Genomic DNA, 15802 nt, shown 5'->3' with positions numbered 1-15802 from the left:
GAATTTCAATTCATCAACAATGAACATTAATGGAATTAGATAAGAAGGAGGCGGAGGCGGTTAGTAAGGCTATTCAGCATTGGCAGGAGAGCAATAAGATTTCCGGGGAATTGGCGGAGGAACTGCGGAACAGTTATCAGTTGCGTAATGCCAATGTGGATGCGATCGCTATTTACGCGCTGATTTCGGCTGTTTCTTGTGGTTTGCTTGCATTTGGTGCTTTGGTGCTTGATGAAAAGTGGCTGGAACAACTGCGTAACAAATGGGGCTTTTCGGAAACCATTTTTGGGATTGGCTTCACTGCACTGGCAGCCTTATTTATTTATCTTGCCAAAAGAAGACAAACCAAATATCCCGCTGCAAAAGCCAGCAATGAAACCTACAACATTACCATTATCCTCACTATCGGCGTCGCAATCACTTACTGGACGCGCAGTTTTACCAATTTTGACGGAAACTATGCCATTCCACTGCTCATAGCAACCGTTGTTTACGGTGGCGTGGCGGTTTTCCTCCGTTCTACATTGCTATGGACGGTGATGATCATTTCACTGGCAGGCTGGTGGGGCGCTCAGACACATTTCTGGTCCGGTGGCAGTTACCGGTTTCTGGGAATGAATTATCCGTTGCGGATGACCGTTTTCGGACTGGCTATCTGGTTATTTTCTATTGGTTTGCAAAAGCTTAAACTCCTGCCATTCTTCCAGGAAACAACTTACTCCATTGGCCTTTTCCTATTTTTGCTGGCCGCGTGGACACTATCCATTTTTGGAAATTACGATGACCTGAGTGGGTGGACGGCGATTAAGCAGAGTTACTTCTGGTATTGGGCGCTGGGTTTCAGTATTATGCTTGCCCTATTGCTTGTTTACGCGTTTCAGAACAAATTGGAAACATTGCGGGACCTGGGACTGGTGTTTTTCCTGGTTAATATTTATACAAGATATTTTGAATATTTCTGGGACAGGACCAACAAAGGGATTTTCTTTGCCGTTCTCGCGCTGTCATTCTGGTTTGTAGGAAAAAAAGCCGAGCAGTTGAGAAATAAAAACAGCATATCAAAAGCGGATTCATGAGCAGCATAAGGCCCATCAGACAAAACGAAATTAACCTCATCCATTTTCTGCTCCAAACATTAAACCTCGACCCAAAGGATTTCCCGATCAATAATGATGTGGACGAATATGAGGGTGGAAAAATGGGGAGCATTAGTCTGGGAGGGAATGTTGACGCGTACGAGGGCGACTTAATTCAGGCGGAGTATGTCGACAGCGACGGCACACCGGTTGTTATCACACTCACCAAAGACACTCAAAATCACCTCCTCGACCTTGACTTTTGGAAAGTAGATTTTTCAAAACTAATCGACTACCCGCGGCCGGATCAGCTGATATTTTCACAAAAAGCAGAGTAAAAACGCTCGCTTTCAGACCTCTTCGTAATCCAGTTCCTTTCCATAAGTCTCTTCCATTTTCCAGAGCGAAAGCAAGGCAAGCCCGAAGCAAACGGCACCAACGATTGCACCCGAACTCAAAACGCCCCAGCCCGGCTTTAAAAGCTGGAAAACAGGCAATGTAATCAGGACAGTTGCCCTTACATTATTAGCAACAGACGTTGTTACGGTCGCCCGCAGGTTGGTCCCGAATTGTTCTGCAGTTGTGGTCAGGAACATGGCAATGTAGCCGATTGAGAATCCGAGCCATACATAACAAGCATAAAGCATTGTAGTCGATTCGATCCCGCCATACAGCAGCCACACCACCCCGGCTAGCGTCATTGACATCATTAAAAGGATTGCCTTTCTCCTTGATTGCAGCCATTGACTCAAAATCCCACTAAAAAAATCACCGGTTACCACGCCAATGTAGGTGTAAAGCACGCACGATGCTGCTTGTACGTCGGCGGTAATGCCCAGTGCTTTCGCAAATTCGTTTCCAAAAGTGGAATAAATTCCAATGACCATATAAGTAGGCAGCCCGATCCCCATGCAGCGGATATAGCGCACAAACCGCGACCAGCTCGTAAAAATCGTCCACCACGGGACGGACTTGCTTGCCCGGTTTTCTATGCTTTTATTGAAAATAACGGATTCCAGCACATTAATCCGTAAACCCAGGAGTATCAGTCCCATTCCTCCTCCTATGAAATAGGCGATGCGCCAATCCGTCAGTTTTACCGCAAAAAATGCCGCGATAGCACCGGCCAGTCCTACGCTGGCAACTACGGATGCGCCATAGCCACGCAGCTCTTTTGGTAAGATTTCGGCAATGAGCGTAATGCCTGCGCCAAGCTCTCCGGCCAGTCCTAACCCTGCAATAAATCTCAAAAATGAGTACAACTCAACATTATTGGCAAAACCACAGGCAATGTTCGCCAGCGAATAAGTAAAAATAGATCCAAATAAAACTGACCTCCGGCCCAGCTTATCGCCCAATATGCCCCACATAAAGCCGCCAATGAGCAAGCCTGCCTGCTGCCAGTTGTAAATGTTGGCGCCTATGCGGGAAATCTCCTCTTCCGACAACCCAAGATCTTTCAGGCTGGGCACACGGACAATGTTAAACAACAGCAGGTCATACACATCCACAAAGTAGCCCAGCGAGGCAACGATAACGGGAATGGTCAAAACGGCACTTAATTTAGGCTGAGCAGGAGTGATGGCATTCATTTGGATAAAAGAGGAATTGGTAACGCCGGGAATCTATTCTTCGAATGACTTTTTACGCAATGATTTAATGCTGGAATTCCGCTGCTTCGTTTGCAGCCTGTCCAGTTTCGAAGCAAGCGTAGGGCGAGTAGCGCGGCGGCTTTTTTGTACGGTGAATGCTTTTTTGATCAGATCGTTAAACTTGGCTATAATTTTATCCTTATTGGCCAGCTGCGAACGCTCGGTCTGATGATACAGGATGAGGACCTGCTCGTTGGTAAGCTTATTCGCCAGCTTTTCGATCAATGTCTGTTTTTGCTCGTCGGTAAGTTGCTGTGAATTTTTGATATCAAATCTTAGCTCCACTTTTGTTTCGACTTTATTTACATTCTGCCCTCCTTTTCCGCCGCTGCGCGCAGTTTGAAAGACCAGTTCGTTGTGTAAAATTTCAGGGTTGACCATTGGCTGACTGAAAATATTGTTAATGTGTTGTTAATGTTGACGATGGCGGATAGGGCTAAATTAGTTTACAATTGTCTTACAGTCAGCAAGCGGCAATTGAAATCTTTTATAATAGACAAATAAAGCATTAATAATCAATTACTTAATTTCATCATTTAAGAACAAAGCTGGAATCCGAATGTTACTCTGTTGCAACGTGGATTGTTTATACCGATTGCAGCGTTTTACAGCGTTTAAACCAAAACCAAAATAGTGTGTCTTACCTACGATTTAAATAAAGAAAAACAACTAATCCATATAGCCATGAAAATCATGCGAAAACTTCGGATAATGGGCCTGATCTTGCTTTTGCTCGGCGGTGTTTCCATATCTAGCAAGACACAGGCCCAGCCCGGAGTTAACATTTCTTTTCAAACATTCTATGAAGAGCTGTCTCCTTACGGACGATGGGTCCGGACGCCGCAATATGGCTCCGTTTGGGTACCAGATGCACCATCCGGCTTCCAGCCCTACTCCACTGCGGGATACTGGGAAGTGACCGAATATGGCAACACCTGGGTTTCGGAATACGACTGGGGCTGGGCGCCATTTCACTACGGGCGCTGGTCTTTTGATGATTATAATGGCTGGTTCTGGATTCCGGGTTATGAATGGGGCCCGGCATGGGTTAACTGGCGTTCCGGTGGCGGATACTATGGCTGGGCACCGTTGGGTCCTGGTATGCAAGTGAACATTTCGGTGAATCTGCCTTCTTTCTGGTGGGTTTTTGTCCCGCAACGTTACATTACCAGCCCGCGCTGGCATTCGTACTGCGCTCCGCGCAACCGCGTTTCGCATTACTATGGCAGAACGACCATTATCAACAACTACTATTATAATAACAACAGAACCTACGCTTACGGCCCGAGACGTGATGAAATTGAGCGTGTAACCAGAAGAAGTGTTTCCGTTCGTGAAATTGATATGCGGAACAGGGGACGTGTGGTTGTTGCGGGCAATAGCCGCGGCAATGACAGATACGACAACAGCCGCGGTTATAACGACCGCAGCAGCAGATATAACGATGCGAATCGCCGCGGATCAACCATCGACGCAGGTTCATCGGACCGGAGCAGCAGAGGCAATGGCAGAAACCCCGGATATGAGGCCAACCGCAGTGATAATAACAGCCGCAGCAATCGCGAGTACGAAGCGCCAACCCGTGCGGAGCGAGTTCCCAACCGTGACGTGCCTGACAATGGCCCGGAAAGAAGCAGCCGGTCGGAACGTGGTAATGAGCCGGTAAATCCCGGCGGAAACAGAGAATCTTACGAAGTGCCTGCAACAAGACCAAGCCGTTCGGAAAGAGGATCGTATGAAGCACCGGCTCAACGCGAAAGTCGTCAGCAAAGCGGTTCCTATGAGGCGCCTGTTCAACGTGAAAGCCGTTCCAACAGAGGTTCCTATGAAGCGCCTGTCCAACGCGAAAGCCGTTCCAACAGAGGTTCCTATGAAGCGCCTGTCCAACGCGAAAGCCGCTCAGACCGTGGTTCATCCGAAAGAGGTTCTTATGAATCCAGAGGCAGCGCGCCTGATGCGCGTTCTTCACAGGGAAGTTCCGAAAGAGGCTCACGAGGCGGCGGCGGCGCTTCGGATAGAAGCAGCAGAGGGCCAAGATAAATTTTAAAAGCCTAATAAAACAGCCGGGTAAGAAAGTAGTTTTCTTGCCCGGCTGTTTTTAATTTATAGTTACCCTGCATTTAAATACCGTTTTAATGGAAATACAGTTTGATATCGAGTTTAAGGAAAGTGCGCCGAAATACATGCAGATCATTAAGTCGCTGTTGCAGGCGATTAGTAAGGGGAAACTAAAACGTGGCGATAAAATTCCTTCGATCAATCAGTTAAGTGAAGAGTATTTGCTTTCCCGGGACACTGTTGAAAAGGCATACAAACATTTGATCAAAGACGGTGTACTAATTTCCGTTCGGGGCAAAGGTTATTTTATCAACCGCGTCGACATTGAGACATCGGTGCGTATTCTGCTGGTTTTCAACAAAATAAGTAACTATAAGAAGCAGATTTACAATGCTTTTGTGGAGAATGTCGGCCGCAACGTGAATGTTGACCTGCATATCCACCACTCTAATGCCAACATTTTCAAGAATCTGATAAAAAACAGCCTGGGTGAATACGATTACTATGTGATCATGCCGCATTTCTACGAAAAAGCGGAAGAGGCCATTGAAGCTTTAAAAATGATCCCGCCTGAGAAGCTGATTTTGTTGGATAAAGACATTGAACTGAACAGTAAAAAGCATTCTTCTGTCTTCCAAAACTTCGAAAAAGATATCGTTTATGCGTTAAATGAGGCCGTTGACTTATTGAAAGTTTACAAAAAACTGATCCTCATTTTTCCAACCATCATCCGCTATCCCAAAGAAATCATCAAAGGTTTCCGGATCTTCTGCATCCAACACGAATTTGAACACGAGATCATGTACGATTTTCATGAGAACAGCACGGCAGTAAAGGATACGGCCTACGTGGTCATTGAAGAAAATGACCTGGTTAATCTGATCAAAAAATGCCGCGAACAGCAGCTGACGATTGGGAAGGACATCGGCATTATTTCCTATAATGAAACGCCGTTGAAGGAAATTCTGCTGGACGGGATTACGACCATTTCAACCGATCATGAGCAGATGGGGAAGACGGCTGCGGAATTGATTACGGAAAATAGAAGGGCAGTTGTGAAGAACCCGTTTACGTTGATTCGGAGGAAGTCGCTATGAGGTGTTTGCTTGTTCGCATGGTCGCCTGTTCGCTGGTTTACTTGTCAGGAGCGTTGGGGACGCACTTCGGCTCCGCTCAGTGTGACAGGGCGTTGGGGACGTGCCTTCGACCCTCCGGCGGCCCGGGCCGCTCAGGCTGACAGGGCGTTGCGGTCCTCACTTCGGCTCCGCTCAGTGTGACAGACACAGCTACATGCCCTGTCACACTGAGCGGAGCCGAAGTGCGAGCACAACGCTCCCCAAACCGAAGTGAAGCGCACTATGCTTCCCTACAACCCCGTAGCCACCGTCACTCTTCCCCGCTCATTCATCAGTTCATTCCTAACTTTCAAATCCCGGAACAAGCCAATCGGATCCAGCGATCCGCCGCTCATTCGCATGGATTCACGAACCAACGGACGGACATCCGTCCTAAAAGCATTTTGCAGGATTTGCTGGGCGAGGACGACGTCGTTTTGCATTCTGGCTTGTTCCAGTTTGTTGCGGTCCACGAGCAATGCCTGTGCGTAGGATATCAAAATGGCTTCAACCGATTGCAGCAGATCTTCCAACGGATCCTTTACATTATGGCTTGCGTCAATCATCCAGGCGTACGTGTCTGCTGCGCGGTTGGCGCGTTTCATGCCTTCTACCAGTTCTACAAAAATCAGGAACAGCATATAAGGACGAATGCTGCCTACGGTCAGATCGTCGTCGCCATATTTGGAATCGTTAAAATGGAAACCTGCCAAACGGCCTTCCATCATGAGTGTGGCTACAATCTGCTCAATGTTGGCATTAGGCAAATGGTGTCCTAAGTCAACCAGGACATCTGCTTTTGGCCCTAGTTTCTGGCAGAATAACAATGAACTGCCCCAATCCTGAATTACGGTCGAATAGAAGTTCGGCTCATAGGCTTTATATTCCACATAAACTTTCCAATCCGCCGGCAATGCGGCGTAAATTTCCTGTAAAGATTCCAGCGTATTTTGAAATGCTTTTACAAAATTAGATTGTCCAGGAAAACACGATCCGTCTGAAAGCCAGATTGATAGCGCTTTTGATCCGAGGTCTTTGCCATATCTGATCACTTCAATGTTGTGCTCAACAGCCTGTTTCCTAACCGCAGGATCCACATGAGAAAGTGACCCAAACTTGTAGGAATGTGCCTGATCTTTCTGATCCTGGAATGTATTGGAATTAACTGCATCAAATTTCAGATCGAGTGAATTTGCAAGGCTGATAATGGACTCTGCCTGCTGAGGGATATCCCAGGGAATATGCAGCGAAATGGATCCGCTCGAACGATTCAATGCATGTAACAGACCGACATCCTCCACTTTCTCTTCCAGCGAACGCGGCTCTCCTCCGCCCGAAAAACGACCAAAACGCGTCCCGCCCGTGCCTAACGCCCAGCTTGGAATGGCAACCTGAAATGCTTTCAGAGCATTGATAATCTCGTTTGAATTAATGTCCTGCTCGCCCAGCTGCTCGTTCAGGAAGTTGAACTGGCTGTTATGGCGCGACAATATGCTGTCGTTATGCTGGTCTATCTGATATTGGTCGATTTTCATTTTTGTCAAAATTTAAAAGACTTCCCAAGTTGTAAAAACTTAGAAAGTCTGATTTAAAATTCTTGAAATGTAAGATTATTGTAAACATTTCCGCGACTTTAAAGTCGCGGGAATAGTTTGTCCTTTGCTATCTTAGGAATGCTGCGGGAACACCGCCGTCTACGTTGATTACGTTTCCGGTGCTTTTGTTTAATAAGCCACTTACGAAGATATAAACGCCATTGGCAATGTCTTCTGTGTGGATTTCAGCATTCAAAACTGTTCTTTTAGCATAATAGGCAGGCAATTCGGCTACACTGATGCCATAAGCTTTCGCGCGTCCTGCTGCCCAGCCGCTTTCCCATATTTTGCTTCCAGCAATTACAGCATCGGGATTCACGACATTAACACGGATTTTATCAGGTCCCAATTCTGCTGCCAAAAGGCGTGACATATGCTGCTGAGCCGCTTTTGCGGTTCCATAAGCCACATTGTTAGGGCCCGAAACGATTCCGTTTTTGCTGGCAATGTTAATGATATCACCACCCAATCCCTGCTGACGCATGATAGCAACCGCTTCCTGAGAAACCAGGAACTGGCCTTTCACCAAAACATCCTGCAAAATATCCCAATCCTTAATGGTCGTTTCTGCCAGAGGTTTTGAAATGGATAAGCCAGCACAGTTTACAATAATATCCACGCCGCCGTATTTCAATTTCGTGGTATGAAGCGCAGCTTTGATCTGATCCACTTCCAGCACATTTGCTATGGTAGTTGCAGAAAAGTCTTTGCCAAATTTCGCATCGAATTCCGCTTTGGTTTCTGCCAATGCTTTTTCATCAATATCTGAAATCACCACGCAGGCGCCTTCTTGCAACAATTTTAATGCAATAGCTTTTCCTATACCGCCTGAACCGCCAGTAACAACCGCAATCTTGCGTGATACAGACTTTTCCTTTGGCATACGCTGTAATTTAGCCTCTTCCAGAAGCCAGTATTCAATGTCAAATGCTTCTTGCTCAGGCAATGAGACGTAAGAAGAGATCGCTTCCGCACCTTTCATTACATTGATTGCATTGATATAGAACTCAGCCGCAACACGAGCCGTTTGCTTGTCCTTCGCAAAAGAGAACATGCCGACGCCCGGTAACAGGATAATGACCGGATTAGGGTCACGGACCGCAGGGCTGTTATCATGCTTGCAACGGTCGTAGTATGCCTGGTAATCAACACGGTAAGCTTCAAACTGAGGACGGATCTGATCCAGGATTTCCTGGTCTGTTGCGCCGAGTTTTTCAAATGGAAAATCCAGAACCAACGGACGTATTTTCGTGCGAAGGAAGTGGTCCGGGCAGCTTGTGCCTAATGGTGCCAGTTTATCCAGATCATGGCTGCCGATGAATTCAAGCACGCGCGCGTCATCCGTAAAATGACCGATCATGGCCTGTTGTTCAGAAGCTAATCCGCGCAGGTAAGGGGCCAGTTTGCCGGCTATTTCTGAACGACGTGTTTCAGGCTCACTTTCCAGGCGCTGGCCTCCGAAAACCGGACGGCTTTTGCCATAATGCTCATTCAGATATTCAGAAGCTTTTTCAATTGTATCCAGCGTATTGATATAAGATTCGTAAGCCGTATCACCCCAGGTAAACAGGCCATGACCGCCCAATACGATTCCGCGTATGCCCGGATTCTCTGCCAGTGCCTGTTCCAGTTTTAATCCAAGATCAAAACCGGGACGTTGCCAGGGCACCCACGCCAGTTCCCCGTTAAAAAGTTCTTTGGTAATCGCCTCTCCTTCTTTGGACGCTGCAATGGCAATTAATGCATCCGGGTGCAGGTGATCGATGTGCTTGAAGGGCAATAAGCCGTGTAAAGGCGTATCTATGGAAGGCGCCTTGGATTTAAGATCGTAAATGCAATGGTTGAAAAGCTCCACCATTTCATCCTCAAATTCCAGTCCGCGGTAAATGTTTTTCAGATTGTGCAGGCGATCCTGATAAAGTCCAGCCAGGCCGCTTCTTGTTAAAGTGCCAATGTCGCCACCAGAACCTTTGATCCACATTACTTCAACCGGATTACCGGTCAGCGGATCTTTTTCGATGGTTTTACAACTTGTGTTACCACCCGCGTAATTAGTAAGACGGAGGTCTGCACCCAACAAATTGGAACGGTACAAAAGAAGTGCTACCTGATCATCACCAAGCGAGGCCGCTTTGCTTTCATCCCATAAATAGCTAACATACCTGTACTGGCTTACATTAGAACTGCTCATATATTCTTAGTTGATTAATTATCATTTTTGAGGAAAGTGATTCCAATTTCTGAAAGGGTATCACTTTATGAATACTACTCTGTAACTGTCACAAGATTAGAAAACTTACCAATTCCCACCGTCCTGTTGTATCCTGCATGTAGAAATAAATTGAGAAATAATGGGAGATTAAGAAGTTAGCCGAAAACAAGAATGGTCCGAACCATGCTTTCATAGTTCAGACCATTTTGTAACGTTTTTACCTTAGTCCGCTACTTTTGAATTAGTAACTTTTTTGTCTGGTTATTGATTCGGACGTTGTAAATGCCATTCGGCAAACCTCCCGTATTTAGATTTCCTTTCACATCCGTTACCTGTTCGGAAACAATCGCTCCTTTTTGGTTATAAATGAATACATGCTTTCGGTCACGCAACCCTGAAACAGTCAATTGATTTTGCGCGGGATTGGGATAAATGCCTATCGTACTTCCTTCCTGCTTGACCACAATAATCTTCGAATGCTCAAACTTGCCGTCATAATCAAGCTGCTTCAGACGATAATAGGTAATGTCAAAAGGATGGGAATCTGAATAATGATAGGTTTAACGTTCATTCGCATCGCCATTTCCATACACAAAGCCAATCGTTGTAAATGTTCGCGCATTAACGCTTCTTTCTATTTCAAAGCCTTTGTTGTTAGTTTCAGACGTCGTGATCCAGGTCAAGCTGTTTCGATCCGGCCGGGGCTGGGCGGTGAATGAGATCAGGTGTACGGGAAGAGCATTCTGATATGTATCGCTAAAAAGTGTCAGACCCGGCGCCTGGCTATTGGTGACTTCTTCTTGGTAATAACCGTCTGGCTCCGCTAATGTAAGTGTATTATCTCCCGTTTTTGTCTCTATCACAGCGCCGTTATGATACCATTTGTACGTATTATTTACAATTGTCCCACCAGCATTCACCGATAGCTTGCCCTGGGATTTCACGATCGGCAAGCGCCTCTGAGAACTGTAATTTGCAATGGCCTGACATCAGGTTCGAAAGCATCGAAATCGTAATTGTTTCCTGAAACAGAGACGCTTAAGGATTTTATCCCTGGCAGCCGCGGGATCGTTCCGGATAGTCGATTCGAAACGCATACCATCCATCTTATCTTGGTTAAGGCATTGAATGAAGCCGGGATGGTGCCTGTATGGCCGTTCTCCGCCAACGCTAAGACCCTAAGATTAATCAAATTTCTGATAGTGGCTGGAATTGGTCCAGCCTCATTCACATGCGAAATGCTTAGGTCCTGCAAGTTTATCAAATTTCCAATTTGGTCGGGGATCGGACCACTGAAACGGGTATTTGTTATTAATAAATTCCTGAGTTTGGTGAGGTTACCAATTTCTGCAGGAATAGAACCAATGTCCGAATCGCCAAAAACACTTTCGCTCGTGTAAGCGCTGCGAATTGTCAAATCTTCAAGGTCTGACAAATTACCAATCGTTACGGGCACCGGCCAGAACGCGGAAAAGCTCATGTGCTTTAAACGGGTCAATGTGAAGATCACATTAAAATTCGCTTTTTCGAAAGTATTATCTTGTAAGTCCAGCGATTCTAAATTGGAGAGATTACCAAGTGATAATGGCAAGGAGCCGGTAAGTGGAGGATGTGCGTACAATAATGGCGGCCCCGCTGCAAGTTCGAGTGTTTTTAGCGCCGAGAGGTTGCCGATTTCCGATGGAATAAATCCTGTAAGCTCATTATTTGTCAGTCGGATATCTGTGACCCTTCCTCCCGTACAAGTAATCCCATACCAGCCGCAGGGATTGTCACCGGGATTGCCAGGAACAATCCAGGCCCCATATTCGTCGCCGTACTTAGGTCCGCTATGCTGTTGAGAGAACCAAAGCGGTCCGCCCGTAGCGTTGAAAAGTGCCACCAAAGCGAGCCGGTCATTTTCCAGGTCCTGGCCGAAAGAATTGAAAGCCCCAAGCAAAAGCATCAAAAGTACACAGTGTTTCATATATGGAAAGTTGGTAGAATTAACAACCAAAACTATCCATTAATCCACAACTAGTTACATAAGGGAGCAGGATTTGATAAGATTTAAATTTTTAATTGCACTTCTGATCGTTGTCGCAGTTTCACTTCCAAACCAACCCCATATTCGCGAACATAAAAGCGTAAATATCCGCTTGCGTTTCTAATGCTTTTTTGGTGTTGCTGGCGCCGTGGCCGGAGTTGGTGTCAATGCGGATTAATAGCGGATTATCGGATGATTTGCCTGCTTTGGCTTGGAGTTCAGCGGCGTATTTGAATGAATGTGCGGGCACCACGCGGTCGTCGTGATCAGCTGTGGTGATCATTGTTGCCGGATATTTGCCGCCTTCCTTAATGTTGTGCAACGGAGAATAAGCGTAAAGGACTTTGAATTCCTCGGCGTTATCGCTGCTGCCGTAGTCGGCGATCCAGTTCCAGCCGATGGTGAATTTGTGGAAACGGAGCATGTCCATCACTCCTACTGCCGGAAACGCAACTTTGAACAGCTCGGGCCGCTGGTTCATGACGGCTCCTACCAGCAATCCGCCGTTAGAACCACCCTGAATGGCCAATTTTGCAGCAGACGTATATTTCTCTTTGATCAAAAATTCCGCAGCAGCAATGAAATCGTCGAACACATTCTGCTTTTTGAGCTTCATCCCCTGCTCATGCCATTTCTCGCCGTATTCACTCCCTCCGCGCAAATTGGCCTGCACATAAATGCCGCCCTGGTCCAGAAAAGGAATGCGCGTAGGACTGAAAGCCGGGGTTAGGCTGATATTAAAACCGCCATATCCGTACAGGATCGTGGGATTGGAGCCGTCGCGTTTCATTCCTTTTTTGTAAGTAATGAACGCGGGGATCTTGGTGCCGTCTTTGCTGGGATAGAAAACCTGTTCAGTCTCATAATCTTCGGGCTTGAATGACACTTCAGGTTCGCGAAAAACAGCGCTCTTCTTGCTGGCAATGTCGTATTTGAAGATGGTAGGCGGGTAATTAAATGATGTATAGGTGTAAAAAACAAAGCTGTCCTCACGTTCACCGCCAAATCCGCTGGCTGTTCCCAAGCCGGGCAGCTTCACCTCATTTTCCAATGCACCGTCAATGCTATAAACATAAGCTCGGCTGCTGACGTCTTTGGAATAGGACGCAAATAACTTGTTACCTGCAAGTCCTGCACCTAGCAGAGGCTCGGGCTTTTCGGGGAGAACCGTTTTCCAGGATTTGGACGCCGCGACATAGCGCATAACCTTGCTGTTTGGCGCGTCTTCATTGGTTTCAATTAGAAAGTCGTCGCCAATGTTCTCAATCACACCATATTGAAAATCGGTGATCTCTTCTTTGATAGGCGTAAATTTCGTTTCTCCCTTTTTCAAAATCCACAAACCATTTCCATCCTTTCCTTTTCCGCGATCGCTTACGCTCAGCACGGCAAATTGCTCATCCTCAGTGGTTCCGATGGTGTGGAAACGTTGCGGGTTTGCCGGATCTTCGAATATGAGCTTGTCCTCGCTTTGTTTTGTTCCAATTTTGTGAAAATAAACCTGGTGATTTTCGTTTTTGGCGGCCAGCGCGCTGCCTTCCGGTTTTGGATAACGACTGTAATAAAAGCCATCGCCTTGCCATGCCGCGCCGGAGATTTTCACCCATTCTACCTTATCAGCAAGCATTGTGAGCGTTTTCATGTCCATCACCTGATATTCCTGCCAGTCGGAGCCGCCTTGCGAAAAGCCCAGAACAGCATGGTTCCCGTCTTTTGACAGGCTGAAAACAGTAAGTCTGGTGGTTCCGTCCGCGGAGAGTTTGTTGGGATCGATTACGGTTTCAGGCGCTCCATTTTCTCCTTTCTGGCGATACAGCACTGCCTGATTTTGCAGACCATCATTTTTATAAAAATAATAATAGTCTCCCTTTTTCCTCGGAGCCGAATATTTGGGATAATTATAGGCCTTTTCCAGATCAAGAAAGATCTTGTTCTTAAAAGGGATTTTATCTAAATACTTGAATGTGACATCATTCTGTGCCTTAACCCACTCGCCGGTTTCCTTTGAACGGTCATCTTCCAGCCAGCGATAAGGATCAGAAACCTTGATTCCGTGATATTCATCGATGTGATCAACGCGGTTTGTAGATGGATAATCTAGCTTTTGAGCCAAACCATTGGTCAGCATGGAAGCGGCAATCGTACTCATTGCAATGTTTTTAAGATTAAAAAAATGTCGCATTATTTGATAACGTCTACTTCAAGTGAACTGGCTGCGCTGGCCTGATGATAAATAGTCTGCTTTGCGCTGATAAAATCGGATGCCTCAGCCTTGTAAATGTTCTCCACGTATTTCTGCGGATTGCGGTCGAAAAGCGGGAATGCTGTGCTTTGAACCTGGACCATAATGCGGTGGCCCTTTTTGAATGTATGCAAAACATCCTGCAAGCGGAATTTAATGTCCGTCATTTTGCCAGCCACCAGCGCTTCCGGTTTTTCAAAACTGTTCCGGAATCTGGATCTCACGATTTCGCTTCGCACCATTTGCTGGTAACCCGCAAGAACAGTCGTAGGATTGGGCAGATATGCGTGATTTTTCTCGTCGCCAGGATACACGTCGATTAGTTTTACAAAAAAATCGGCATCGGTTCCGGTGGTGCTGATCTTTAATAATGCTGTAATCTCACCTCCTAATGTAATGTCATTTTCCAGCACATCTGTTTGAAAAACAAGCACATCCGGTCGTGTGGAAGCGAAACGCTGGTCTTCCGACATATATTCAAATGGTGTAAAACCCGACATTTGCTTGTAATTGGCCGTATAAGGAACCGGTTTGGCCGGATCGCTCACATATTCACTCACCGATTTGGCTTGTGCGGGCTCTTTAAAATCCAGCTTACCACTTTCGTGGAAATATAGTTTGCGTTTTTCAACAGCCGCTACGGGCCATTTGTCAAATGTTTGCCAGGCTTTTTTACCTGTATCGAACATATAAGCCTCCGGCAAGCCCGTTTTCCCATCACCCGATTCTTTCAGGAAATGTTTGAAAAATTTCGCCTCAATGTTGTTTTGGTAAAAAGTGGCAATGCTATCTCCGAAATAAATGTCATTGTGCAATGTATGGCCGGTTTCCCTGCTCCATCTTCCATGCCCGAACGGTCCGACAACAATCGTATTATAAGTAGAAGGATTGTTTTTCTCAATCGTTTTGTAAGTGTTCAAAGGACCATAAAGATCTTCTGCATCAAACCAGCCGCCAACCGTCATGAAGGCATGCTTGATGTTTTTCAAATGCGGCAGAATGTCTCTTTTTTGCCAGAACTCGTCCTTGTTAGGATGATTAACTGTTTCCTGCCAATAAAAATTTTTTGAATAATATTTATCAAAATTTTTGAGAGGGCCCATATTCAGGTTGAATGTGTAACCATCAGGCTTGGCTTCGAACATATCTCCCGCAAACCAGGAAGATGTCGTTGGCTTGGGCGGTTTAATCCCAAAAACCGGGAATGTGAGGTAATACCCTTGTGTAAATGCACCATTATGGTGAAAATCGTCAAAAAAGAAGTCGGCGATGGGCGCTTGCGGCGATGATGCCTTTAACGCAGGGTGCTCGGAAAGTGCGCTCGCCGTGGTGTAAAATCCGGGATAGGAAATGCCCCACTGGCCTACCTTACCGTTGTTATTTGGAATGTTTTTGAGCAGCCATTCGATCGTGTCATAAGTGTCTGAGGCTTCGTCCACATCTGTTTTTCCTTTCTTCTGTGCAATGTGCGGCGTCATGTTGGTCCACTCGCCTTCGCTCATGTAGCGGCCGCGCACATCCTGGTATACAAAAATAAATTTATCACGCATTAATGCAGGACTCGGCCCAATCCTTGGCGGGTAATTGTCCGGCCCGTAAGGCGCAACGCTGTAACATGTGCGCTGCATCAAGAACGGATATTTCTTCTGTGCCGAGGCGTCTTTTGGACTGTAAACGATCGTGTGCAATTTCACGCCATCCCGAACCGCGATGTCATATTCGGCTTTGGTATAGTTTTCCCGGATGAATTTCTCATCCCCATTCTGCGCATTTGCAACAGTAATAACGAGCATCAGAACGACGCTTAGTAAAGTTTTAAGCATGGC

General features: G+C 46.3%; 13 protein-coding genes. 4 read left to right on the top strand and 9 right to left on the bottom strand.

From position 1 onward, the window contains the following. The first annotated feature begins 29 nt into the window (after positions 1–29). Positions 30–1076, top strand: a complete 1047-nt coding sequence (locus L0660_RS02355) for a hypothetical protein (RefSeq protein WP_235157474.1) — start codon at positions 30–32, stop codon at positions 1074–1076. After that, the gene (locus L0660_RS02350; protein ID WP_233795374.1) at positions 1073–1414 is read left to right on the top strand and encodes a DUF6984 family protein; all 342 of its coding nucleotides are present in this window, start codon (positions 1073–1075) and stop codon (positions 1412–1414) included. Before L0660_RS02355 ends, L0660_RS02350 begins: the two co-directional genes overlap by 4 nt. A gap of 12 nt (positions 1415–1426) precedes the next feature. Here the strand turns inward: L0660_RS02350 and L0660_RS02345 are convergent, their stop codons facing one another. Then, positions 1427–2668, bottom strand: coding sequence for an MFS transporter (locus L0660_RS02345; protein ID WP_233795373.1), 1242 nt, complete (start codon positions 2666–2668; stop codon positions 1427–1429). 33 nt (positions 2669–2701) lie between these two features. Next, positions 2702–3109: an alternative ribosome rescue aminoacyl-tRNA hydrolase ArfB gene (arfB, locus tag L0660_RS02340; protein ID WP_233795372.1), complete on the bottom strand. Its 408-nt coding sequence runs from the start codon at positions 3107–3109 to the stop codon at positions 2702–2704. Between the two features lie 303 nt (positions 3110–3412). Between arfB and L0660_RS02335 the strand changes: the two genes are divergently transcribed. Beyond that, positions 3413–4768, top strand: coding sequence for a DUF6600 domain-containing protein (locus tag L0660_RS02335; RefSeq protein ID WP_233795371.1), 1356 nt, complete (start codon positions 3413–3415; stop codon positions 4766–4768). Between the two features lie 95 nt (positions 4769–4863). Beyond that, on the top strand, positions 4864–5883 hold the full coding sequence (locus L0660_RS02330) for a GntR family transcriptional regulator (protein WP_233795370.1): 1020 nt from the start codon (positions 4864–4866) through the stop codon (positions 5881–5883). 269 nt (positions 5884–6152) lie between these two features. On the opposite strand, the gene L0660_RS02325 is transcribed toward L0660_RS02330, so the two are convergent. The 7 genes from L0660_RS02325 to L0660_RS02300 form a co-directional block, all read right to left on the bottom strand. Then, entirely contained in the window at positions 6153–7436 is a 1284-nt protein-coding gene (locus tag L0660_RS02325) for a TIM barrel protein (RefSeq protein ID WP_235157472.1), read from the bottom strand. 127 nt (positions 7437–7563) lie between these two features. Next, positions 7564–9687: a bifunctional aldolase/short-chain dehydrogenase gene (locus L0660_RS02320; RefSeq protein WP_235157469.1), complete on the bottom strand. Its 2124-nt coding sequence runs from the start codon at positions 9685–9687 to the stop codon at positions 7564–7566. Positions 9688–9938: 251 nt separating this feature from the next. Further along, positions 9939–10172, bottom strand: coding sequence for a T9SS type A sorting domain-containing protein (locus tag L0660_RS26270; protein ID WP_409013378.1), 234 nt, complete (start codon positions 10170–10172; stop codon positions 9939–9941). A gap of 96 nt (positions 10173–10268) precedes the next feature. Further along, complete coding sequence (locus tag L0660_RS02315) at positions 10269–10661, bottom strand: hypothetical protein (protein ID WP_235157468.1); 393 nt, start codon at positions 10659–10661, stop codon at positions 10269–10271. After that, complete coding sequence (locus L0660_RS02310; protein ID WP_235157465.1) at positions 10649–11674, bottom strand: hypothetical protein; 1026 nt, start codon at positions 11672–11674, stop codon at positions 10649–10651. The genes L0660_RS02315 and L0660_RS02310 overlap by 13 nt, the downstream gene beginning before the upstream one ends. A 121-nt stretch (positions 11675–11795) precedes the next feature. Beyond that, positions 11796–13883, bottom strand: a complete 2088-nt coding sequence (locus L0660_RS02305) for a prolyl oligopeptidase family protein (protein WP_235157461.1) — start codon at positions 13881–13883, stop codon at positions 11796–11798. Positions 13884–13915: 32 nt separating this feature from the next. After that, positions 13916–15799 carry a CocE/NonD family hydrolase gene (locus tag L0660_RS02300; protein ID WP_235157457.1) on the bottom strand — a complete coding sequence of 628 codons (1884 nt, stop codon included), beginning with the start codon at positions 15797–15799 and terminating at the stop codon, positions 13916–13918. Between the last annotated feature and the right edge of the window lie 3 nt (positions 15800–15802).

This window comes from Dyadobacter sp. CY351 (assembly GCF_021502625.1).
GTDB lineage: Bacteria > Bacteroidota > Bacteroidia > Cytophagales > Spirosomataceae > Dyadobacter > Dyadobacter chenhuakuii.
This window is presented reverse-complemented; position numbering and strand designations above follow the sequence as displayed.